Below are 20,513 nucleotides of genomic sequence, written 5' to 3' on the forward strand. Positions count from 1 at the left end.
AGGCCATGAAAAAAATCATCGCTTTTACATTCTGTGCATTCACTGCAACTTCGGTTATGGCTGCATTACCTCCATTAACTCCGGAGGCGAAAGAGGCCAAGGCGTTGGCTGATGCAAAGACTGCTTATGCGGGTCGGGTTGGTGCATATCAACTTTGCCAGGCAATCAACAAAGTGGCTGATCAATATAGAGTTCCGGGTACACCAGCGCCCGCTGCTTGCACTGCACCGCCACCATTTGTTGCTCCTGTAGCAGCAGCACCAGCGGCTAAGTAATTAGTCGGCTAGAAGCTCTTGATGTAGGTAGCGTTTAGCTGCCTGTGTTTGGGGATCTAAAAAGAAGGGGCCTACGGGTCCCTTTTCTTTTATCTCGCCACGATCAATAAAGATAATGTATTGCGCCAGTCTTTGCACTTGAGCAAGTTGATGTGAAGAAAAAATCACGTCAGTGTCATGCACATCAAACCCACGAATCATTTCTTCAACTTGCTCGGTTGTGTTGGGATCTAGGTTAGCAGTGGGTTCATCTAGCAAGACTAAGTTTGGCTTTTGCAAAATTGCTCGGCCTAGGCATAGTTTCTGCCTCTCGCCGGCGGAGAGTTTATGAGCGGGTGTAGAGGCTAGACTTTTCAACCCGACTCGCTCTAGCACTTGTTCAATTTCTACAGCGCTAATAGCAGAGTCTGTATCCATGACCATGCTCAAATTCGCTCTCGTAGAGGCTTTAATCATCGGAGTGTGATGCAAAACTAATGCAGTCTTATTAGAGAAGGAGTAGCTTACTGTTCCAGTATCTGGTTTGATGAGTCCATCTAATAGTTTTAATAAAGTGGTTTTACCTGCACCATTTGGGCCAATGCAAGCAGTAATGCGATCAGCCGGAATGATGGCATGAGGAATATTCAGAATGGTTCTGCCATTACTGATAACCGTAATATCTTTGAGTTCAATGCACCTCTCAAATTGTTCGGTCATATTATCCATAGCGACGCTCCGCAATTTGACGAACTGCAAATGTGAAAAGATTTGCCAATAGAACAATTCCTAATAAGACAATGCCCAGTGCAAGCGCTAGAGGGAGATCACCTTTACTGGTTTCTAAAGCGATGGCTGTAGTCATCGTTCTAGTCGAATGATCGATATTGCCGCCCACAATCATGACGGCACCAACCTCAGAAATTGCTCTCGCAAGACCAGCTAGGATGGCAATTGTTAGGGAGAAGCGACAGTCCCAAATGAGCCATTTGAAGCGTGAAAAGGATGGCAATCTGAGACTGAGGAAAGAGTCTCTATGAATTCTCCAGGAGTCCTCCAGAATTTGACGGCTTAGGGCTGCAATTAAAGGGGTTGTCAGTAGAATTTGGGCAAGGATCATGCCCTTGGTAGTAAATAGCCAGCCCCAGGGTCCTAGAGGTCCTGAGCGAGATAGCATGAGATATACCAGCACCCCAACAATGACTGTAGGGACCCCCATTAGAGTGTTTAAGACAACGATGATCCACTTCTTGCCTTTAAATTCTTCTGTAGCGAGTAAAGCTCCAACGGGTAGACCAATGAGCGTCCCAAAAAAGAGGGCAGTTAAGCTGACCTGGAGAGAAACCAGGACGATTCCTAAAACCCCCCGATCTAGGTGGGCGAGCAGGGCAATAGCATCTTGAAAAGCGGTCAACATGGACCTGATTCTATCAAGGCAATGGCAAAATGAGCTTAATGCAATTCATACCCCTAATTTCTGACTTATGGCTGAAGTAGTTTGCCTCTGTAACGAGGTTCTTGATGAGGACCTGCGAGAGTACCTTGATACCCATGCTATCGGCTCAATAGAGGAGTTGCGTGAGCAGGCGTCTATTTGCAATAAATGCATGCAATGCCAAGAGTTGGTTGAGGGCGAAATCTATTTGGCACGTGTAAGACGTCAGCGTGCAGCAGGACAGTTTTAATGAGTCAAGATAGAAGCGCTCGTTTCACGGTCATGAGCATGAACGTGCACAAAGGCGTTTCTCCTTTACATCGGCACTCCACCATTTATCAGTTACGCCAAAGGATGCGAAGCCATCATCCTGACTTATTGTTTCTTCAAGAATTACAACAAGAGCATCGGGGCAGGATTAGGCGATTTGGGCAGTGGCCATTAACAGAGCTAACTCACTTTCTGTCAGAAGATTTTTGGCATGATTGGCATTATGGAAAAAATATGGAGTATCCGGATGGCCACCACGGCAATGCGATTTTATCGAAGCATCCTTTGCGCAAGGGCCTAAATTACGATATTTCTGCCTATCGGTTTGAAAGACGAGGCCTATTACATAGCGTCACTCAACTAGATGGATTGAATCAGCCAATTCACTGCTTCTGTGTGCACTTAGCTCTATTTGAGCGCGGCAGAGAGCGCCAGCTAGAGCAAATCATTGGATATATTGCGGATTTGACGCAGAATGGTCCGACCATTGTCGCGGGAGACTTTAATGATTGGCGTAATCGCTTGGGTGCACCCATGAAAGAAGCTGGCTTTGAGGAGGTGTTTGAGACCCTCACTGGCTCACCCGCCAAAACCTTCCCGAGCATTAGGCCGCTATTGGCAATGGATCGAATCTATGTACGCGGGATGAAGATTCATTCTGCAGAAATTTTGCACGATTGGATGAGCTTATCTGATCATTTAGGCATTGCAGCAGAACTGGAAATCAAATGAACGACCTACTCAGCGTTTTCTTGAAAAATATTTTTGAGCTCAATATCAATTGGCTTTTATATATTCACTTCATATTAGTCACCTACTTTATCGGTGTCATTATTTCCGTTAGAAGACCAGTAGGTATAGCGTTTGCCTGGATTTTTATTGTGATGACTTTCCCTGTTTTGGGTATCAGTTTGTACGTTCTCATAGGCGAGCGCCCAGTTGGTCGCAAGTTGACACGAAAAATTACCCGCATGAATCGCGAGTATGAGCACATTACGGAGAAAGCATGTCAAGACTATGCCGAGGATAGGGGGCAGATACCTTTGGAGGGTAGGGCTTTAAGTCTTTTAGCGGAAGCTAAAAATGGATCTCCAGTAGTTGCCGGTAATAAGCTTGAGCTACACACCGATTCCTTAGAGATCTTGCAGTGCTTCATTGATGAAATTAATCAGGCTAAGCAAAGCTTGCATCTCGAGTTTTATATTTGGGCTCTAGGTGGATCTGCGGATCAGGTTGGTGAGGCGATGGTAGCTGCAGCCAAGAGAGGAGTGGCATGTCGCGTACTCCTGGATTCATTGGGAAGTAAAGATTGGTTTAAATCTCAATGGCCGCGACGCTTTCGTAATGCTGGTATTCAAGTAACGGAAGCCTTACCAATTCAGATTGGAAGATTCCAGTTTCGCCGAGCCGATTTACGCTTACATCGGAAAATTTTTGTAATTGATGGTGCGATTGTGTGGACAGGTAGCATGAACCTAGTAGATCCCCGTACCTTTAAACAAGACTCAGGAGTGGGTGAGTGGGTTGATGCCATGGTGCGGGTTGAGGGGCCAGTTGCTGCGCAATTCGAACTGACATTTGCTTTCGATTGGAGCGTTGATAATCCTAGCATCACCCACTTTAATGAATGTGTTCCAGCTACCTCACCCCACGAAGGTAATGTTATTGCTCAGAAACTTGCTTCTGGACCAGTTTATCGAGATGACATTCTCTATCAAGTCCTGCTCTCTGCAATTCTTGACGCTCGAGAAGAGCTCACTATTACGACTCCTTACTTTGGGCCCGATGATGGCTTGATGCAGGCGCTCATGGCGGCCGCAAGAAGGGGCGTGAATGTCACTTTAATTATTCCAAAGTTAAATGATTCAACATTAGTGGCTTGGAGTAGTAAGAGTTATTACGATGATTTATTACGATCAGGGGTGAAGATTGCAGAGTTTCATGGTGGCTTACTGCATACCAAGAGCCTATTGATTGACAAAAGAACTGCCATCTTTGGATCGGTTAACTTTGATCAAAGGAGTTTGCGTCTGAACTTTGAGATCAGCCTCATTGTTTATAACGAGGACTTCTGCGTCAAACTCCAAAAGCTCATTAACTCTTATTTAGAGAAATCAGATTACGTTGATCTTGCTAGTTGGATAAAACGACCTCGCTGGCATCATTACCTTGAAAATGCAGCCCATCTCACTTCTCCGCTGCTTTAAATTGCGCCACTAGCGCGCATGCTGGCGATATCGGCCTCTGCCAAGCCTAACTCTTTCAAAATGGAGTCAGTATGTTCACCTACAGCTGGAATAGGATCCATGCGATAGTCGTAACTGTCATTGAGTCCCGGAGGTAGTAGCGCTGCAACGGGTCCATTGGGTGTGCCAACCTCTGTAAATCGATTGCGAGCTCTCAGCTGCTCATGCTTCCAAAGGCCTTCCATATCATTCAGATGGGCATTGGCAATCTGAGCTTTTTCTAATCTCGCAATCAGCTGTTCTGAACTCAGCTTACTAAAGCAGGTATTGATAATCTCGAGTAATTCTGACCGTTTGTCATTACGCTTGAAATTTCGATCAAAGCGTTCATCTTTAGCGAGCGCTGGATTCTCTAAGACTATTTCGCAAAATTGCACCCATTCACGTTCATTCTGAAGACCCAGCATGACTGTCTTACCATCACCAGCTTTGAAAGGGCCATAGGGATAAATGGTTGCATGAGACGCACCGTTTCTTGCTGGTGGGTTCGCGCCTTTGTAGGCGTAGTACATCGGAAAGCTCATCCACTCACCTAGGGCCTCTAACATGGAGATATCGATGACTGTACCCTTGCCAGTTTTTCCTCTTTGCAATAAGGCTGCCAAGATATTGGTGTAGGCATACATGCCTGCCGCAATATCGGCGATGGAGTTTCCAGCCTTGCTGGGTGTTTCGGGTGTTCCTGTAATCGAAAGAAAGCCTGCTTCACTTTGTATCAAGAGATCGTAGGCCTTTTTATCGCGATAGGGGCCGTCGTTGCCATACCCTGAAATAGCGCAGGTAATCAAACCAGGATTTTCTTTCTGCAAAACCTCTGGACTCAGACCCATACGAGCTGCCGCACCTGGAGCAAGATTTTGAATAAAGACATCGGCAGTCTTTAGTAGGCGCTTGAGTATTGCTAAAGCTGAATCTTGTTTTAGGTCGAGGGTTAAGCTTTCTTTTGACCGATTGACCCATACAAAGTGTGATGAAAGTCCATCGACTTGAGTATCGTAGCCCCTTGCAAAATCGCCATCTCCAGGACGTTCAATTTTGATGATGCGTGCTCCTAGGTCTGCTAGCTGACGAGTGCAGAATGGGGCGGCAATGACATGTTCTAGTGCAACAACAGTAATTCCATCAAGTGGGCGAATACTCATAATGTTCTATTAGAAAGATCTTGGTAGACCAAGAACATGCTCGGCTATGTAGGAGTAGATCAAGTTTGTTGAGATTGGAGCTACTTGATAGAGGCGTGTTTCTCTAAATTTGCGCTCCACATCGTACTCATTGGCAAAGCCAAAGCCACCATGGGTTTGTAAACAGACATTAGCAGCCTCCCAGGACGCTTTGGCAGCCAAGTACTTCGCCATATTTGCTTCGGGCCCACAAGGCTCATGGTTGTCGAACAACTCACAGGCCTTAAAGCGCATGAGATTAGCCGCCTCAGTTTCGATATAGCTATCCGCAATCGGAAACTGAATACCTTGATTCTTTCCAATCGGACGATCAAATACCACGCGATCATTCGCGTAACGCCGGGCGCGATCAATAAACCAGTAAGCATCGCCAATACATTCGGCTGCAATCAGCACACGCTCAGCATTAAGGCCATCAAGAATGTATTTAAATCCCTGGCCTTCTGTGCCAATCAGATTTTCTGCGGGTATCTCTAAGTTATCAAAGAACACTTCATTAGTTTCATGATTCACCATATTGGCAATAGGTCTGACTTCCATGCCCTTACCAATAGCATCTGCAAGATTGACGATGAAGATCGACATCCCTTCAGATTTACGCTGCACTTCACTAATGGGAGTGGTACGAGCGAGCAAAATCATGAGATCAGAATGTTGAATACGAGAAATCCAAACTTTCTGACCATTCACAACATATTTGTCACCCTTTTTGACAGCCGTAGTTTTTAGTTTAGTAGTGTCGGTGCCGGTAGTGGGTTCGGTAACGGCCATACTTTGTAGACGTAATTCACCACTCGCGATTTTTGGTAAGTACATTTTCTTCTGCGCATCAGACCCATGACGCAGCAAAGTGCCCATGTTGTACATCTGCCCATGACATGAGCCAGAGTTGCCGCCCGAGAAATTAATCTCTTCCATGATGACAGAAGCTTCGGCTAAACCTAATCCAGAGCCGCCATACTCTTCTGGAATTAACGCGGCCAACCAGCCCGCTTCAGTCATTGCTTTTACAAAGGCTTCTGGATAGCCTCGCTCGTGATCTACCCTTTGCCAGTAGGCTGAGTCGAATGTTCCGCAGAGGTCTCGTAAGGCCTCGCGCATATCCTGATATTGATCTGGTTTAGGAATAGGGTGATTCATGGAGGACTCTTTTTATGGTTTATTTTGTGATTTAGGCACTAGTTTAAGCAAGATTTGAAAATCCTGGAGAATGATCAAAATCAGGCGAAAATAGCCTCATTCTGAACTGAATATTCTGTATAGATAGCTAAATAAGGGACATGAACTTTCACATGCAAAAGAATCGCCAACAAATCCTTGCTGGAGTCAAAGTTTTAGAGTTGGGTCAACTTATTGCCGGACCCTTTGCCTCAAAGACGCTTGCTGATTTTGGAGCTGAGGTCATCAAGGTCGAGTCACCGGGCGTTGGCGACCCTTTGCGTAAGTGGCGCATGCTTCATGAGGGCACCTCAGTTTGGTGGCAGGCGCAATCGCGCAACAAGCAATCTATCTGCTTAGATCTGCGTGTTAAAGAAGGCCAGGCAATTGCCAGAAAGTTAGCGCTTGAGGCAGATGTTGTGATTGAAAATTTTCGCCCAGGTACGCTAGAGAAGTGGGGTTTGGGCTGGGAAGAGTTACATCAAGCAAATCCAAAGTTAATTATGTTGCGCATCTCTGGTTACGGTCAGGATGGCCCAAGACGTGATGAGCCGGGTTTTGCTGCAATTGGAGAGGCGATGGCTGGTTTGCGTTATATCACTGGCCATCCAAATGAGGTGCCGGTGAGAGCGGGCGTATCACTTGGCGATACGATCGCGGGTTTGCATGGTGCACTTGGGGTATTACTGGCCTTATACGAGCGAGATGCTCGCGGTGGCCAAGGCCAAATGATTGATGTCGCTTTGTATGAAGCGGTATTTAATTTGACTGAGAGCCTACTACCGGAGTACTCGGCTTTTGGTGCCATACGTCAGCCTGCAGGCGGCGCTTTGCCAGGCATCGCACCTTCTAATGCATATCGATGCGCTGATGGGCAGTATGTATTAATCGCCGGCAATGGAGACTCGATATACAAGCGTTTGATGGCTTTAATTGGTAGATCAGATTTGGGCGAGGATCCTACCTTGGCATTTAATGATGGCCGCGCCAGAAGGGTGGCTGAGATTGATGCGGCGATTAATGCCTGGACCCAGACTCTCACTCTTGATGAAGTGCTTAAAGGCCTGCTTGAAGCAGAAGTGCCTTCTGGCAAGATTTATACCGCCAAAGATATTGCTGAAGATCCGCATTATGAAGCTAGGGGTGTAATTGAGACTGTTCGGGCTGCTGATGGCTTAGAAGTTCAGGTTCCCGGAATTATTCCGAAGCTTTCTCAAAATCCCGGATCAATTCGTTATCGCGCTCCTACATTAGGAGAGCATACTGATGAAGTGCTTAAATCTGCTGGCCTCACTGAAGAACAAATTACGACCCTGAAAAAATCTGGGGTTCTCGCTTAATGGATCAAGCGCTCCAGCATTTTTTCGGATGGTTTGGTTTGCCATCCGTTGGATTGCCTGCCGTATTCATCAGTGCCTTTGTTTCAGCAACATTACTCCCCGTAGGTTCCGAGCCTATTTTATTTGGGTATACCTCGCTTAACCCCGATATGTACTGGTTTGCAATCTTCGTTGCAACTATTGGCAATACGCTAGGCGGAATGTTTGATTGGTGGCTTGGATTGATCTCTCGCAATAGTTTTGAATCCCTAAAAGGTCCTACACATAGCAAAATGCAATCTTGGCTTGAAGAGCGGGGTCCTAAGATGCTTTTACTTTCTTGGCTACCCGGTTTTGGGGATCCTCTTTGTATTGCGGCTGGTTGGCTCCGCTTAGCTTGGTTTCCGTGCCTAATTTATATGTTTATTGGTAAGTTACTCCGCTACCTCACTATGACGTGGCTACTCACCTTAGTTCCAGATAGCTATTGGCACCAATTGGGACATTGGTTGCATCTGATCTAAATCTATTCGTTGTATCCTACGTTTTTATTATTTCACTCGTTGAGAATATTGATATGTCTTCTTTAAAAGGTAAAACAGCCCTGGTAACAGGATCTACTAGCGGTATTGGCTTAGGAATGGCAATTGCATTGGCTAAGCAGGGCGTTAACATCATGGTGAATGGTTTTGGTGAGAAAGATGAGGCGATCGCCAAAATCAAAGCCTGTGATGTAGAGGTAGATTACCACGGTGCAGATATGAGCAAGCCCGCTGAGATCGCGGATCTGATTCAGCAAACTGAAAAACGTTTTGGTTCATTAGATATCTTGATCAATAACGCTGGCATTCAATATACATCTAATGTTGAAGAGTTTCCAACAGACAAGTGGGATGCCATTATTGCGATCAACCTGAGCTCTGCATTTCATACAACCCATCATGCGTTACCGGGTATGAAAAAAAGGAACTGGGGTCGCATTATTAATATTGCCTCTGTACATGGCTTGGTAGCTTCTACGCAAAAATCCGCTTACGTTGCAGCTAAGCATGGAATTATTGGTTTGACCAAAGTCACCGCTCTTGAGAATGCGCGAACTGGTATTACCTGTAATGCAATTTGCCCGGGCTGGGTATTGACTCCCTTGGTTCAAAAGCAGGTAGATGCAAGAGCCGAGCGAGAAGGCATTTCCAATGATGCGGCAAAGACTGCTTTGGTCTCTGAGAAGCAACCATCTGGAGAGTTTGTGACTCCAGAGCAATTGGCTGCTTTAGCAGTATTCCTCTGCGGTCCAGATGCATCTGAAGTGCGTGGGGTAGCTTGGAATATGGATGGTGGCTGGGCTGCGCAATAAGCAGACCTAGATGCTTCACCCATGAATGCCAGCATGTCAATCTTGCTGGCATTTTGTTTTTAGACTTCAGCTTTGGCAGGGCGCCTCATAGATACGATCTACTTTACCCGCCATTAATAGTTGGCTTGGTAATGTGCGGCCAAACAATGATTGCAAATCTTTTGAACACGCTAATAATGTATCGATCTGCATATTGGTTTTAAAGCCCATGAGATCTAACATGTGCACCAACTCTTCAGTACAGATGTTGCCGGTGGCTCCTGGGGCGTAAGGGCAGCCTCCTAAACCACCTAATGAGGAGTCAAAGCGATCAATGCCGCTATTGACAGCAGCAAGAGCATTGGCGAGCCCCATCCCACGGGTATTGTGGAAATGTAGCGTCCATTGCAGATTTGGATATTTGGTTTGTACTGCTTCGCAAACGGCTTGTACCTGAGCAGGATTAGCCATGCCCGTAGTGTCGCAGACGGTAATGCCGCGTACACCAGCAGCAGCAAAACGATCTATCCAGTGCATTAATTCTGGTAAAGAAGTCATGCCTGCCATGGGGCAACCAAAACTAGTGGATAGAGAAATGTTTGTAGCAGTATTGTTCGCATGGGCTAAATCAATCACAGAAGCCAGCCCTTTGAACGAGTCTTCACGACTCATTTTGAGGTTAGATTGGTTATGCGCTTCGCTCACTGACATCACTAAATTGAATTCATCCACACCAACGCTCAATGCACGCTCGGCACCCTTGAGATTCGGAATAAGGACGGTGTATTCAACACCGGGGACTCGATCAATGCCGCGCATGACTGCCTCAGCGTCAGCAAGCATTGGAATGGCTTTAGGGCTAGTGAAGGAGGTCACTTCAATCTTGGCGTATCCAGCACGACTTAAGCGATTGATCAGGGCAATCTTTTCCTCGGTAGGGACGAACTGACTTTCCGCCTGAAATCCATCCCGAGTGACTACCTCTTGAATGAAGATTCGTTTTGGGTTTTGGGGGGATGGGGTGCCGGTCATATTGAGGTGCAGATTTGATGCCCAAAGCGGGCTAAGCCTCTATTTTAAGTATGATTTCTGAAATTTTGCCTGACCAAACAAAAAAGTCAGAATAGTCTATAGTTACCTCAAAATACCGTATTTTTATTGGTTAATTTAATTATAAGGAACGCAAATGGAACACACCCTACCGCAGTTGCCGTACGCTCTTGATGCTTTGGCGCCCTATATTTCTAAGGAAACTTTGGAGTATCACTATGGAAAACATCATCAGACCTACGTAACTAATCTAAATAATTTGATTAAGGGGACTGAGTTTGAAGCTGCAACCCTTGAGGAAATTGTAAAGAAATCAGCGGGTGGTGTATTTAATAATGCCGCTCAAGTTTGGAATCATACGTTTTACTGGATGGGTATGAAGCCAAATGGAGGGGGAGCGCCTACTGGTGCATTGGCCGACGCAATCAATGCTAAGTGGGGCTCATTCGATAAATTTAAGGAAGAGTTTACAAAGTGTGCCGTTGGCACCTTTGGATCTGGTTGGGCTTGGTTGGTTAAGAAGTCAGATGGCAGTCTGGATCTTGTTTCAACAAGCAACGCCGCCACTCCTTTGACAACTGATGCAAAACCTTTGTTGACTTGTGATGTCTGGGAGCATGCTTACTACATCGATACCCGCAATGCTCGCCCAAAATATTTGGAAAACTTTTGGAACCTGGTTAACTGGGATTTTGCTAGCAAGAATTTTGCTTAATCCAAGAGATCTATAGAGAAAATTATATGACTTCAATTTTGACCTCTTTGGGACGTACTGTTTTAGCTGGTTTCGTACTTCTCATTCTTATTATCTTTGCTTTGGGTGGTAACTTTAGTTCTGCTGAACTGCCATTCATCTTCCGCTGGTTACATGTGATGTTCGGTGTGATGTGGATTGGTTTGCTCTGGTACTTCAACTTTGTACAAATTCCTTCAATGCCAAAAATTCCTGACGAGCAAAAGCCAGCAATTGGCAAAGTGATTGCTCCAACTGCATTGTTTTGGTTCCGTTGGGCAGCACTTCTAACCGTTGTTACAGGTGTAATCGTGGCAATCGTTAATGGCTATGCACATCAAGCCTTCACATTACAAGCCCCATTCCGCGCAATTGGTTTGGGCATGTGGATCGCCTTGGTAATGGCATTCAACGTTTGGTTCATTATTTGGCCAAATCAGAAACGTGCTCTTGGTATTGTTTCTGTTGAACCAGATGTGAAGGCAAAATCTGCACGTGTTGCAATGCTGACTTCCCGTTTGAATACAGTACTCTCAGTGCCAATGTTGTTCTTGATGGTTGCTCAGTCACACAACACAACTTGGTTTGTGATCGTTTCTTAATCACTTCGTTGTTATTGATAAAAAGGCCCGCATTGCGGGCCTTTTTATTTCATCAACTCCAAAAGCGCAGCCATCAAATTACTGAAGCAATGGTGGCAACTCTTTGGTGAGACTTGCTCGTTGCGAGGTGGCCGTACCCATTAAGGCAAAGCCTAGTAGCTTGCCGTCGTCACCTTCGAAGCGGGCTTCGACACCGCCCTCTGTCGCGGTAGTCTTCCATTGACCCTGGGTACCTTTAGCCGGTGGTGAAACTATTGTTGGTAGGGCAGGAGTTTTTACCATGACGGGCATTGCTGGGTAGCTAAGCGCTGTCACTTGTCCAAGTAGTGTTGGTGCCAGGGCTCTTGCAGACTGCATGATGGGCATAACATAGGGGAGCACCAAACCTTCAACCTCCGCACAATCACCAAGTGAGTAGATATTTTGTTGGCTAGTTTCTAGCTCGCGATTCACCTGAATGCCTAGACCTGTCTTAATGCCTGCTGCTTTGGCTAAGTCAATCCGCGGTTTTAGGCCAACCGCAGACAGTACAACATCACATGAGATGGAGTTGCCATTGGCAAGACTAATTTCAATATCATTTCCATTGCGATTGATGGCTTGAGCAGTGGTGGAGAAGTGCCAGCGCACCCCCGCAGTACTGAGTTTATTTTGTAATTCTTTTGCTGCCGCTTCAGGCAATAAGCGGCCTAGTGCTTGGGATGCCAAATCAATCACATCAACCTCATAGCCGCCCAATACCAAATCATTGGCAAACTCACAGCCGATTAAGCCAGCCCCAAGAATTGCCACCTTCTTTTTATTTGCAATGGCACTCCTGAATTTAGCGTAATCCTCTAAGTCATTGACAGTGAGAACTTCATTGGCAGCGCTACCTTCCAACGGTAGCTGAATTTGATCAGCACCTAAGGCCATTACAAGCTTGGCATAAGAGAGGGCGCCTTTGCTTGTTTGCAATGTTTGAGTTGCGACATCAATTGCGGTGACATCAGTCTCAGCGAGAATATTTACTTCCAATTGCGTTGCCATGCCTTCGACCGGCGTAGAGACGAGTTGAGTAGCCTCTTTGTTGCTTGCAAAAGCGGTGGAGAGCATTGGTTTGGAGTAAAAATAACCAGGCTCTCGGGTAATTAAGGTGATGGGTGCTGTTTTGTCTAGTTTACGAATTTCACGAATCAGGGTGTATCCAGCCAAGCCACTGCCAATAATGACAATGCTGGAAGATTGAGATGTATTTTGGGTCAAAGCTAAGCTCCAGGCGGATAAAGGATGAATCAGAAGTGCAGTATCAACTGATCTTAGCCTACTTGAACCATTTCAAAGTCAGACTTGGATACGCCGCAATCTGGGCACTCCCAGCTATCAGGGACGTCAGCCCAAGCGGTGCCAGGTGCAATACCCTCGCTTGGTAAGCCTTGAGCCTCATCATAAATAAAGCCACACACGATACATTGCCAAGTTTTCATATTGATTTCCTTAATATCAGGCCTCAATTTTAAATTTAATCTGAATATTTTTCTTGAGACGCGTGATTTAGCTAAATTCAGCAAAAGTCATCAATTCTTGTTAGAGTGATCGATCTCATACTTATTCATAAAGGCTTCAGATGTCAGGTAAAGAAATCATGTTCACCCCGGTTACTCTTGGCGCAATTCAGTTAAAAAACCGTCTTGTAATGGCACCATTGACGCGGATGCGCGCAGTCGCTGGCGATGTCCCAAATCCTTTAGCAAAGACCTATTACGCCCAGCGTGCAAGTGCTGGCTTAATTATTACTGAGGCAACGCAAATTTCTCAGCTAGGCATGGGATATCCAGCAACACCAGGTATTTATTCTCCAGCCCAAACTGCAGCCTGGAAAGAGATTGTTGAAGCGGTTCATGCTAAGGGTGGGGCGATTGTTGCGCAACTATGGCATGTGGGTCGTATTTCTCATTCTTCATTACACTCAGAGCAAGGTGTTCCGGAAGCACCCTCTGCGATTGCTGCTGCAGGACAAACTTATGGCGCCGATTGGAAGCTGCATGACTACGAGACTCCTAAGGCAATGAGCCTTGAAGATATCGCTCGTTTACTCAATGAGTTTGAGGCTGCTGCACAAAATGCCAAAGCAGCCGGTTTTGATGGTATCGAAATTCACTCAGCCAATGGCTATTTATTAGATCAATTCTTGCAAGACAAGACTAACCAACGTACTGATCAATATGGCGGCTCCGTAGACAATCGCCTGCGACTCTTGGGTGAGGTGATCGAGACTGTCAGCAAAGTATTCTCGAGTGATCGCGTAGGTGTTCGTCTTTCCCCTTACGGCAGCTTTAATGATATTGCTGATAGTGATCCGATTGCCCTGTTTACTGCCGCAATCAATAAATTAAATGGCTACAACTTGGCTTATGTCCATATGATCGAGCCAAGAGCAACTGGCGCTGGCGGTGGAGACAAGATGAATGATGGGGCGCCAGTCACATCAGAGCTCTTCCGCGCAATATATAAAGGTAAATTTATTACTGCAGGTGGTTACGATCAGGCTCTGGGCGAAAAAGTGCTTGAGGAGGGCTTGGCTGATGCGGTTGCCTATGGCCGCATTTATATTGCCAATCCTGATTTAGTAGAGCGCTTCAAATTGAATGCTCCTCTGAATCCATATAACCGCGCTACTTTCTATGGTGGTCAAGAAGCTGGCTATACGGACTATCCAGCACTTTAAGTCAATTTGCTTGACTCAATAAACCCCGCTGTTAGAAGTGGGGTTTATTTTTTATCTTCAGGATCTTTCAGAAGATCGAAGTGATTGGCAACTAGTAATAAAGCAATGGATGCGCAGCCCATGGCAAAGAACTGCCATTGATGCAACATTGCTGTACCTATAACAGTCATTAAAATTGTCCAGCCAACAGCCATCTTCGCTTTTTTAGAGAGCGGCTTCATATTCTATTAACCCTTAAGTATTCGCTTTAACTTTCCTTAACATGCAAGGAAGTGAATCGTTCTTGATGATGTAATGTTGCCATAAAGTCGTGAAGCTATTTTTGGCATCTAAAAAGTCCGTAGTTTTCAGTAGGATTAATGTGGGACAGCTCGCCACTAGTTCAGCCTAACTTTAGCGCTGAGTTCGTTGAGGGCGCCTCTTTTATCGACCTGGGAGAGCCTGAGAGCCTCAGTTTCAAAGTCGAGCTGGCCGGGATGAAATTGATCATCGTTTTGTAAGTCGATTACATAAGTCCAGACAAGCTCGCGACCGCGGTTCTTAAAGACATCAACTACACGTTTCATATGTACCGCCTTTGTGGTGATGCTTAATTGCTGGCTGGGGAAGAGGTTTCAGTCTTAGTCTGCGTGTTTAATACGTTCTTCAGTGTAATCAAGTTTCGTGGCTCAATCCGAATAACGCCACCTCGAGGACTATCAATATCTGCAATCAAGAAAAACGAGACAGCAATAACAAAAGGGAAAATCATGAAGAGGACAATGTTCTTCTGAAAGTTACGCGCTCCAAATCCAACCAATAAGTTGGCGCAAACGGCGATAGCCGCCATGAGGAGCCAGGCGGTGCTAGGAATGCGATTCCACCAGGCAGCTTGCACGTAGCCTTGTGAATTCAGAACATCATTCATACCTGAGACCACCAGTGCAATCGTTGCAGTTTGGTTGCTACGAGCAGTCGGTAAAATCTCATTCCATAGATCATTCTGTAGTTGATCCGTCTTTAGATGGATGTCCTTGATTTTTTCGCGCTCTTGTTTTGAATAGAACAGAATACGCTGATCTAAGTATTGCATGAGTAAATCTTTGGTAACCTGGCTTGCCTTCGGGGGAAGTAGGTCTGCTCGCAAATATTCCGTGCCAATCGCATTTGCTTCACTTTCCTCCAGGGTCTCCCTTAGGTCATGTCGATCAATTGCCATGGAAAAGGTAAAGCCAATCAGAAGTGCTAATAAAGTTAATGTGGCTGTTTGGATGATGCCCAGGTCTTCAGAGGTTTCAGTATCTTTAGTCCGATAGCGGCTGAGGATTGTATTGCCAAACCAAACGCAAAATGCAATTCCGAAAACAAGTAGAGGGTTGTTGAGTATTGAGCTAATTTAAAAAGTTCCTGGATACAAAATATCTTTAGTGACATTCTGGATATCGCGATGGCCAGTAAATGCCATAGTGATATCCAACTCATTCTTAATAATTTCTAGGCACTTCGTAACGCCAGCTTCACCCATGGCGCCTAAGCCATACAAAAATGGACGACCGATCATAGTACCGCGAGCGCCTAAGGCCCATGCCTTTAGAACATCTTGGCCAGATCGAATACCGCCATCCATCCATACTTCAATATCTTTGCCAACAGCTTCCACTATTCCTGGAAGAGCCTGAATGCTAGAGACAGCGCCATCCAATTGACGGCCACCGTGATTGGAAACAATCAGGGCATCGGCCCCAGAGTTTGCAGCCATGCGCGCATCGTCCTCATCCAAGATTCCCTTGATGATGAGTTTTCCGCCCCAGAGTTTTTTAATCCACTCCACATCACTCCAGCTTAATCCTGGATCAAATTGTTCTGCAGTCCAGGAAGAAAGCGAGGACATATTTCCTACGCCGGTTGCGTGCCCCACAATATTGCGGAAAGTTCTACGTGGTGTCATCGCCATTCCAAGACACCAGCGTGGTTTAGTGGCCATATTGATCATATTCGTGATCGTCAGCTTAGGAGGGGCTGAGAGACCGTTCTTAAGATCTTTATGACGCTGACCCAAAATTTGGAGGTCGAGAGTCAAAACTAGGGCTGAGCACTTCGCAGCTTTTGCTCGCTCAATTAAGCGCTCAATAAAACCGCGATCTTTCATTACATAGAGCTGAAACCAAAATGGTTTAGTGGTGCGTTCTGCCACATCTTCGATAGAGCAGATGCTCATCGTGGATAAACAAAAAGGGACGCCAAATTTTTCTGCAGCTTTAGCAGCTAAAATTTCACCATCAGCATGCTGCATCCCGGTAAGTCCGGTTGGCGCAAGCGCTACTGGCATCGTGACTTCTTGACCGACCATGGTTGTTTTGGTTGTGCGGTTAGTCATATCAACGGCAACGCGCTGACGCAACTTGATCTTCTGAAAATCAGATTCATTAGCGCGATAGGTGGATTCCGTCCAAGAACCTGAATCTGCATAGTCATAGAACATCTTGGGAGTACGTTTTTTGTGGAGTATCCGCAAGTCTTCGATATTGGTAATGATTGCCACAATATATCCTTCTGTTGAATGCCTTTTATATGAGACATTTATCTAATTAAGCTCTATCTTAGCAATACCAAGGATTTGTTTCTACAATGCTAGGGTATCCCTCGATTGGGACCCTAAATCCCTAACCATCACCTCCTTCATGCCTCAACTGAATCTCGCAACCACCTCTTATTTACTGATTGCCACTGCTTTATGGGCTGGTAATGCGATTGCTGGGCGTGTTTTGGTGGCTAGCGCAGCTGTTTCACCGATTACCCTCAGTTTGGTACGTTGGGGTTTGGCGGCATTACTGTTGCTGCCATTAGGATGGAGAGTGTTTGCACCTAGTAGTGCTTTATGGCAAAACAAGAAGCGCTTTGTCTTATTAGGCTTATTTGGCGTTGGAAGTTACAACGTACTTTTATATCTTGCGCTAGAAACTTCAACAGCCATCAATGTCACCTTGATTGGTGCCAGCATGCCCATCTGGATGTTGCTGATTGGTGCTCTTTTTTATCAAACCAAACCTGGACTATTACAGTTAGTTGGTGCAGTTGTCTCGCTACTTGGTGTGGCAATTGTATTAACGAGAGGTGATTTATCGACCTTGCTTTCAATGGAGATGGTACTCGGCGACTTATTAATCATGTTGGCGACGATTACCTGGGCTTTTTATAGTTGGATGTTAAGTCGACCTGGTGTGAGCACTGAGCGCCAATGGCCTTGGGCCGAATTTTTAATGGCGCAGGTTTTTGTGGGCTTATTGTGGACGGGGTTCTTTGACGTTTTTGAGATTGCCGCTGGTCAGGCATATTTAGAGCTCAATCTCTGGACTGCTTCTCTCATTCTTTTTGTCGCAGTTGGCCCCTCACTAATTGCTTATCGTTGCTGGGGATTAGGTGTGAATGGGGCAGGGCCTACAGTTGCCGCTTTCTTTGCCAACTTCATTCCTTTATTCACGGCAATCCTGTCTGCCGCTATGCTGGGTGAACCACCGAGGCTCTTTCATGGCCTGGCGTTTGCCTTGATCGTGATTGGGATTGTCATTTCTTCGAGAAGAAAACAGCAGTAAAAAGCGGTAAATGCTCGAAAAAGGCCTTCCTAATGCGGTTTTTTGAGGATCGCCCAAAAAGGCCTCTAAATCAGTATCATTTAGGGCTAATCACACAATTCCTAGGAAATTACTATGCCAGGTTTACTCCCCAACGTTGATCCAGACGGTTTATTAGAGTTCTCAGTCGTTTATACCGACCGCTCCTTAAATCACATGTCTGAAGAGTTCAAACGTGTGATGGTTGATATTTCAAGTGTGCTCAAAGATGCTTATAACGCGAGCTCTGCTGTAATCGTTCCTGGTAGCGGTACATTCGGCATGGAGGCTGTAGCCCGTCAATTTGCCAACAATCAAAAGTGTTTGGTTCTACGTAATGGCTGGTTTAGCTACCGTTGGACACAAATTTTTGACCTAGCCAATATTACGAACGACATTACCGTCATCAAAGGTCGTCAGTTGGAAGCATCTACTCAGGGTGTATTTGCACCAGCACCGATTGAAGAGGTAGTGGCTTTTATCAAGAAAGAAAAACCAGCAGTAGTTTTTGCGCCGCACGTAGAAACCTCCGCAGGCATCATCCTGCCAGATGACTATCTCAAAGCAGTTGGTGAAGCTGTCCGCTCTGTAAATGGTTTGTTTGTATTAGATTGCATCGCTTCAGGTGCAATGTGGGTAGATATGAAGGCCTGTAATGTAGATGTGGTGATTACAGCGCCGCAAAAAGGCTGGAGCAGCTCCCCATGCTGCGCATTGATCGCACTTGGTGAGAGAGCACGCGAGCGTATTGATGCTACTCAAAGTACTAGCTTCTCGATGGATCTCAAAAAGTGGATGCAGATTATGGAAGCCTATGAAAAGGGTGGTCATGTGTATCACACGACGATGCCTACCGATGCGCTCAAGATCTTACGCAACGTCATGAAAGAAACTCAGTCACTAGGCTTTGCAGCGTTAAAGGCAAAGCAAGTAGAGTTGGGCACTAAAGTTCGAGATTTATTGGTATCCAAAGGCTATCACTCTGTTTCTGCTAAAGGATTTCAAGCTCCTGGCGTAGTGGTGAGCTATACCAAGGACCCAGATATTCAATCTGGTAAGAAATTTATTGCACTGGGTTTACAAACTGCTGCAGGCGTTCCTTTGCAGTGCGACGAAAGACCAGACTTCCGTACATTCCGTATCGGCTTATTTGGCTTGGAGAAGTTAGCTCACGTAGATCGTACGCTTGGCTATCTCTCAGCAGCCCTGGAGAAGATTACCGAGGCAGAAGCTCAGCCTGCGTAATAGCTTCCCGCGTTCAATCAAGGCCATCTGATGATGGCCTTTTTCTTTTTTACCTGGCCAGTGGATTGCGAGTTGCTTGACTAAAATTGAAGCATTGAGAGCAAATTTTTGAGTATTATCAAATTATCCATAAACCATCCTGGAGAATTCCATGATTGCTCGTATTGTCCGCCTGTATCTGGCCACTCTTATTTCTGCAGCTATTGGCATTTCTCCAATTTCAGTGATGGCTGCTGATCCAGCTCCTGGAGCGACACCCGCAGCCACTCCAACAGAAGCTCCGGCAAATAAAGCTCAGAAAAAAGTGAAGAAAGAAAAGAAAGCTGAGAAAAAATCAAAGAAGAAGTCAAAGAAGAAATCGAAGTCCACTACAGACACGGCCACTTAGTAATCATTTACCCCTTCATCAATTTAGGGGCTCTGTTTTATCAAGGTCATCGGGTTCACTAGAGTTCGGTGACTTTTTTCTTGGGCTGTCTTTGCGAACCAACAACCACATTGCCGCGATCACTAAAGTCATTCCACTAATTTGAATCCAGGTGATGGGTTCTGACAAAATAAAATAACCCATAAAGATAGTTGATACTGGACCTAATATTCCGGCTTGCGCTACTAGCGGTGAGCCAATACGGTTTATGGCCACCATAATTAGCAACATCGGGATCACTGTACACAGACCGGCATTTAATAGGCTTAACCAATAAATTGCTTGGGTTTGCTCGAAAATCGCGCTTGGGTTGTAAAACGATGACTGTATTAAGCTAAAAAATGCAGAAGCGGTGCTCGCATAGACTACTAAGCGCACGCTACCAATGCGCTGAACCATTTCACCTGAGCCAATCATATAGGTTGCATAGGCGCAGGCGCTTCCAAATACTAAGATCATGCCGAGCCATGCGCTCAAGCCGGTAGAGCTTGCATCCTGAATAAAGACGATGAATACACCAAGGTAGCCTACTACTAGTGCATACCACTGCAAACGAGAGATCGTTTTATGCAAGACAAAATACGATATGAGAAGCACGATCGTTGGTGTGAGGTACAACACAATTCTCTCAAGACCAACAGAGATATATTGCAGTCCAAGAAAATCTAAGTAACTCGATAGAAAGTAACCTAAAAAGCCCAAGAAAACTAACTTCAATCGATCGGACCATGCAAGGGGACTCATTGCTTTTCTGCGAGACTCCCACCAATAGATTATCCAGAACATGGGGAGTGCCATGAGCATTCGTAAGGCTAAAAGCGTTTCTGAATTAGCGCCATAGCCAAAAGCAAGTTTGATGAGAACAGCCTTTCCAGAGAAGAGCATGGAGCCAACTCCGGCCATCAAGATGCCATAGAGGTAGCGGCGATGGTGATAGGCTGCGTTTGCTGATTGCATGGGACT

Annotated in this window: 25 protein-coding genes; 13 read left to right on the forward strand and 12 right to left on the reverse strand. The window is 45.7% G+C overall.

Annotated elements, in window-relative coordinates:
- The first annotated feature begins 5 nt into the window (after window positions 1–5).
- The gene (locus tag ICN17_RS06565; RefSeq protein WP_216236742.1) at window positions 6–275 is read left to right on the forward strand and encodes a hypothetical protein; all 270 of its coding nucleotides are present in this window, start codon (window positions 6–8) and stop codon (window positions 273–275) included.
- Here ICN17_RS06565 and ICN17_RS06570 read toward each other — a convergent pair whose 3' ends face one another.
- Entirely contained in the window at window positions 276–983 is a 708-nt protein-coding gene (locus ICN17_RS06570; protein WP_216236743.1) for an ATP-binding cassette domain-containing protein, read from the reverse strand.
- The gene (locus tag ICN17_RS06575) at window positions 976–1,671 is read right to left on the reverse strand and encodes an ABC transporter permease (RefSeq protein WP_216236744.1); all 696 of its coding nucleotides are present in this window, start codon (window positions 1,669–1,671) and stop codon (window positions 976–978) included. The genes ICN17_RS06570 and ICN17_RS06575 overlap by 8 nt, the downstream gene beginning before the upstream one ends.
- Window positions 1,672–1,738: 67 nt before the next feature.
- On the opposite strand from ICN17_RS06575, the gene ICN17_RS06580 reads away from it, so the two are divergent.
- From ICN17_RS06580 to cls, 3 genes are read left to right on the forward strand one after another with little or no spacing between them, the layout of a single operon-like run.
- On the forward strand, window positions 1,739–1,939 hold the full coding sequence (locus ICN17_RS06580) for a hypothetical protein (RefSeq protein WP_216236745.1): 201 nt from the start codon (window positions 1,739–1,741) through the stop codon (window positions 1,937–1,939).
- Entirely contained in the window at window positions 1,939–2,691 is a 753-nt protein-coding gene (locus ICN17_RS06585) for an endonuclease/exonuclease/phosphatase family protein (protein ID WP_216236746.1), read from the forward strand. Before ICN17_RS06580 ends, ICN17_RS06585 begins: the two co-directional genes overlap by 1 nt.
- On the forward strand, window positions 2,688–4,166 hold the full coding sequence (cls, locus tag ICN17_RS06590) for a cardiolipin synthase (protein WP_216236747.1): 1,479 nt from the start codon (window positions 2,688–2,690) through the stop codon (window positions 4,164–4,166). Before ICN17_RS06585 ends, cls begins: the two co-directional genes overlap by 4 nt.
- Here cls and ICN17_RS06595 read toward each other — a convergent pair.
- Entirely contained in the window at window positions 4,163–5,347 is a 1,185-nt protein-coding gene (locus tag ICN17_RS06595) for a CaiB/BaiF CoA-transferase family protein (protein WP_216236748.1), read from the reverse strand. The genes cls and ICN17_RS06595 overlap by 4 nt on opposite strands.
- 9 nt (window positions 5,348–5,356) lie before the next feature.
- Window positions 5,357–6,526, reverse strand: a complete 1,170-nt coding sequence (locus tag ICN17_RS06600; RefSeq protein WP_216236749.1) for an acyl-CoA dehydrogenase family protein — start codon at window positions 6,524–6,526, stop codon at window positions 5,357–5,359.
- A 140-nt stretch (window positions 6,527–6,666) separates the two neighbouring features.
- Between ICN17_RS06600 and ICN17_RS06605 the strand changes: the two genes are divergently transcribed.
- The 3 genes from ICN17_RS06605 to ICN17_RS06615 are packed head-to-tail and all read left to right on the forward strand — an operon-like array spanning window position 6,667 to window position 9,217.
- Window positions 6,667–7,884: a CaiB/BaiF CoA-transferase family protein gene (locus ICN17_RS06605; protein ID WP_255538342.1), complete on the forward strand. Its 1,218-nt coding sequence runs from the start codon at window positions 6,667–6,669 to the stop codon at window positions 7,882–7,884.
- A complete protein-coding gene (locus ICN17_RS06610) occupies window positions 7,884–8,387 on the forward strand; it encodes a YqaA family protein (protein ID WP_216236750.1) in 504 nt (167 codons plus the stop codon). Before ICN17_RS06605 ends, ICN17_RS06610 begins: the two co-directional genes overlap by 1 nt.
- Before the next feature lie 53 nt (window positions 8,388–8,440).
- Entirely contained in the window at window positions 8,441–9,217 is a 777-nt protein-coding gene (locus ICN17_RS06615; RefSeq protein WP_216236751.1) for a 3-hydroxybutyrate dehydrogenase, read from the forward strand.
- 66 nt (window positions 9,218–9,283) lie between these two features.
- On the opposite strand, the gene ICN17_RS06620 is transcribed toward ICN17_RS06615, so the two are convergent.
- Window positions 9,284–10,228 carry a hydroxymethylglutaryl-CoA lyase gene (locus tag ICN17_RS06620; RefSeq protein WP_216236752.1) on the reverse strand — a complete coding sequence of 315 codons (945 nt, stop codon included), beginning with the start codon at window positions 10,226–10,228 and terminating at the stop codon, window positions 9,284–9,286.
- A 154-nt stretch (window positions 10,229–10,382) separates the two neighbouring features.
- Between ICN17_RS06620 and sodB the strand changes: the two genes are divergently transcribed.
- Both sodB and ICN17_RS06630 read left to right on the forward strand, forming a co-directional pair.
- Window positions 10,383–10,961, forward strand: a complete 579-nt coding sequence (gene sodB, locus ICN17_RS06625; RefSeq protein ID WP_216236753.1) for a superoxide dismutase — start codon at window positions 10,383–10,385, stop codon at window positions 10,959–10,961.
- 26 nt (window positions 10,962–10,987) lie between these two features.
- The gene (locus ICN17_RS06630) at window positions 10,988–11,581 is read left to right on the forward strand and encodes a urate hydroxylase PuuD (protein WP_216236754.1); all 594 of its coding nucleotides are present in this window, start codon (window positions 10,988–10,990) and stop codon (window positions 11,579–11,581) included.
- 78 nt (window positions 11,582–11,659) lie between these two features.
- On the opposite strand, the gene ICN17_RS06635 is transcribed toward ICN17_RS06630, so the two are convergent.
- Both ICN17_RS06635 and ICN17_RS06640 read right to left on the reverse strand, forming a co-directional pair.
- The gene (locus tag ICN17_RS06635; RefSeq protein ID WP_216236755.1) at window positions 11,660–12,826 is read right to left on the reverse strand and encodes an NAD(P)/FAD-dependent oxidoreductase; all 1,167 of its coding nucleotides are present in this window, start codon (window positions 12,824–12,826) and stop codon (window positions 11,660–11,662) included.
- A gap of 53 nt (window positions 12,827–12,879) precedes the next feature.
- Window positions 12,880–13,047, reverse strand: a complete 168-nt coding sequence (locus ICN17_RS06640; RefSeq protein ID WP_087909695.1) for a rubredoxin — start codon at window positions 13,045–13,047, stop codon at window positions 12,880–12,882.
- A gap of 140 nt (window positions 13,048–13,187) precedes the next feature.
- Here ICN17_RS06640 and ICN17_RS06645 point away from each other — a divergent pair, with 140 nt between their 5' ends.
- Complete coding sequence (locus ICN17_RS06645; RefSeq protein ID WP_216236756.1) at window positions 13,188–14,288, forward strand: alkene reductase; 1,101 nt, start codon at window positions 13,188–13,190, stop codon at window positions 14,286–14,288.
- 44 nt (window positions 14,289–14,332) lie between these two features.
- Here the strand turns inward: ICN17_RS06645 and ICN17_RS06650 are convergent, their stop codons facing one another.
- From ICN17_RS06650 to ICN17_RS06665, 4 genes are all read right to left on the reverse strand, one after another.
- A complete protein-coding gene (locus ICN17_RS06650; protein ID WP_216236757.1) occupies window positions 14,333–14,509 on the reverse strand; it encodes a hypothetical protein in 177 nt (58 codons plus the stop codon).
- A 156-nt stretch (window positions 14,510–14,665) separates the two neighbouring features.
- On the reverse strand, window positions 14,666–14,854 hold the full coding sequence (locus ICN17_RS06655; RefSeq protein WP_216236758.1) for a hypothetical protein: 189 nt from the start codon (window positions 14,852–14,854) through the stop codon (window positions 14,666–14,668).
- 23 nt (window positions 14,855–14,877) lie between these two features.
- Window positions 14,878–15,486 (reverse strand): hypothetical protein, encoded by a 609-nt coding sequence (locus ICN17_RS06660; RefSeq protein ID WP_255538343.1) that lies wholly within the window; start codon window positions 15,484–15,486, stop codon window positions 14,878–14,880.
- A gap of 177 nt (window positions 15,487–15,663) precedes the next feature.
- Entirely contained in the window at window positions 15,664–16,809 is a 1,146-nt protein-coding gene (locus tag ICN17_RS06665) for an alpha-hydroxy acid oxidase (RefSeq protein WP_087909699.1), read from the reverse strand.
- Between the two features lie 139 nt (window positions 16,810–16,948).
- On the opposite strand from ICN17_RS06665, the gene ICN17_RS06670 reads away from it, so the two are divergent.
- From ICN17_RS06670 to ICN17_RS06680, 3 genes are all read left to right on the forward strand, one after another.
- Window positions 16,949–17,860, forward strand: a complete 912-nt coding sequence (locus tag ICN17_RS06670) for a DMT family transporter (protein WP_216236759.1) — start codon at window positions 16,949–16,951, stop codon at window positions 17,858–17,860.
- A 114-nt stretch (window positions 17,861–17,974) separates the two neighbouring features.
- Window positions 17,975–19,123 (forward strand): aminotransferase class V-fold PLP-dependent enzyme, encoded by a 1,149-nt coding sequence (locus ICN17_RS06675; RefSeq protein WP_216236760.1) that lies wholly within the window; start codon window positions 17,975–17,977, stop codon window positions 19,121–19,123.
- 151 nt (window positions 19,124–19,274) lie between these two features.
- Entirely contained in the window at window positions 19,275–19,511 is a 237-nt protein-coding gene (locus tag ICN17_RS06680) for a protein tyrosine phosphatase (protein WP_216236761.1), read from the forward strand.
- Between the two features lie 18 nt (window positions 19,512–19,529).
- Here the strand turns inward: ICN17_RS06680 and ICN17_RS06685 are convergent, their stop codons facing one another.
- Entirely contained in the window at window positions 19,530–20,507 is a 978-nt protein-coding gene (locus tag ICN17_RS06685) for a DMT family transporter (protein WP_216236762.1), read from the reverse strand.
- Window positions 20,508–20,513: the final 6 nt, after the last annotated feature.

The sequence above is a fragment of the Polynucleobacter sp. 73C-SIWE genome (assembly GCF_018882465.1).
Classification (GTDB): Bacteria; Pseudomonadota; Gammaproteobacteria; order Burkholderiales; family Burkholderiaceae; genus Polynucleobacter.

Bases quoted from the DNA above. Each gene is read 5' to 3' on its own strand.
- ICN17_RS06640 (WP_087909695.1), bottom strand. From the start codon at position 13,047: ATGAAAACTTGGCAATGTATCGTGTGTGGCTTTATTTATGATGAGGCT.
- ICN17_RS06660 (WP_255538343.1), bottom strand. From the start codon at position 15,486: ATGGCAATTGATCGACATGACCTAAGGGAGACCCTGGAGGAAAGTGAA.
- ICN17_RS06580 (WP_216236745.1), top strand. From the start codon at position 1,739: ATGGCTGAAGTAGTTTGCCTCTGTAACGAGGTTCTTGATGAGGACCTG.
- ICN17_RS06595 (WP_216236748.1), bottom strand. From the start codon at position 5,347: ATGAGTATTCGCCCACTTGATGGAATTACTGTTGTTGCACTAGAACAT.
- ICN17_RS06650 (WP_216236757.1), bottom strand. From the start codon at position 14,509: ATGAAGCCGCTCTCTAAAAAAGCGAAGATGGCTGTTGGCTGGACAATT.
- ICN17_RS06680 (WP_216236761.1), top strand. From the start codon at position 19,275: ATGATTGCTCGTATTGTCCGCCTGTATCTGGCCACTCTTATTTCTGCA.
- ICN17_RS06605 (WP_255538342.1), top strand. From the start codon at position 6,667: ATGAACTTTCACATGCAAAAGAATCGCCAACAAATCCTTGCTGGAGTC.
- ICN17_RS06615 (WP_216236751.1), top strand. From the start codon at position 8,441: ATGTCTTCTTTAAAAGGTAAAACAGCCCTGGTAACAGGATCTACTAGC.
- ICN17_RS06570 (WP_216236743.1), bottom strand. From the start codon at position 983: ATGGATAATATGACCGAACAATTTGAGAGGTGCATTGAACTCAAAGAT.
- ICN17_RS06575 (WP_216236744.1), bottom strand. From the start codon at position 1,671: ATGTTGACCGCTTTTCAAGATGCTATTGCCCTGCTCGCCCACCTAGAT.
- ICN17_RS06630 (WP_216236754.1), top strand. From the start codon at position 10,988: ATGACTTCAATTTTGACCTCTTTGGGACGTACTGTTTTAGCTGGTTTC.
- ICN17_RS06620 (WP_216236752.1), bottom strand. From the start codon at position 10,228: ATGACCGGCACCCCATCCCCCCAAAACCCAAAACGAATCTTCATTCAA.
- ICN17_RS06585 (WP_216236746.1), top strand. From the start codon at position 1,939: ATGAGTCAAGATAGAAGCGCTCGTTTCACGGTCATGAGCATGAACGTG.
- ICN17_RS06675 (WP_216236760.1), top strand. From the start codon at position 17,975: ATGCCAGGTTTACTCCCCAACGTTGATCCAGACGGTTTATTAGAGTTC.
- ICN17_RS06565 (WP_216236742.1), top strand. From the start codon at position 6: ATGAAAAAAATCATCGCTTTTACATTCTGTGCATTCACTGCAACTTCG.
- ICN17_RS06610 (WP_216236750.1), top strand. From the start codon at position 7,884: ATGGATCAAGCGCTCCAGCATTTTTTCGGATGGTTTGGTTTGCCATCC.
- ICN17_RS06645 (WP_216236756.1), top strand. From the start codon at position 13,188: ATGTCAGGTAAAGAAATCATGTTCACCCCGGTTACTCTTGGCGCAATT.
- ICN17_RS06670 (WP_216236759.1), top strand. From the start codon at position 16,949: ATGCCTCAACTGAATCTCGCAACCACCTCTTATTTACTGATTGCCACT.
- ICN17_RS06600 (WP_216236749.1), bottom strand. From the start codon at position 6,526: ATGAATCACCCTATTCCTAAACCAGATCAATATCAGGATATGCGCGAG.
- cls (WP_216236747.1), top strand. From the start codon at position 2,688: ATGAACGACCTACTCAGCGTTTTCTTGAAAAATATTTTTGAGCTCAAT.
- ICN17_RS06655 (WP_216236758.1), bottom strand. From the start codon at position 14,854: ATGAAACGTGTAGTTGATGTCTTTAAGAACCGCGGTCGCGAGCTTGTC.
- ICN17_RS06685 (WP_216236762.1), bottom strand. From the start codon at position 20,507: ATGCAATCAGCAAACGCAGCCTATCACCATCGCCGCTACCTCTATGGC.
- sodB (WP_216236753.1), top strand. From the start codon at position 10,383: ATGGAACACACCCTACCGCAGTTGCCGTACGCTCTTGATGCTTTGGCG.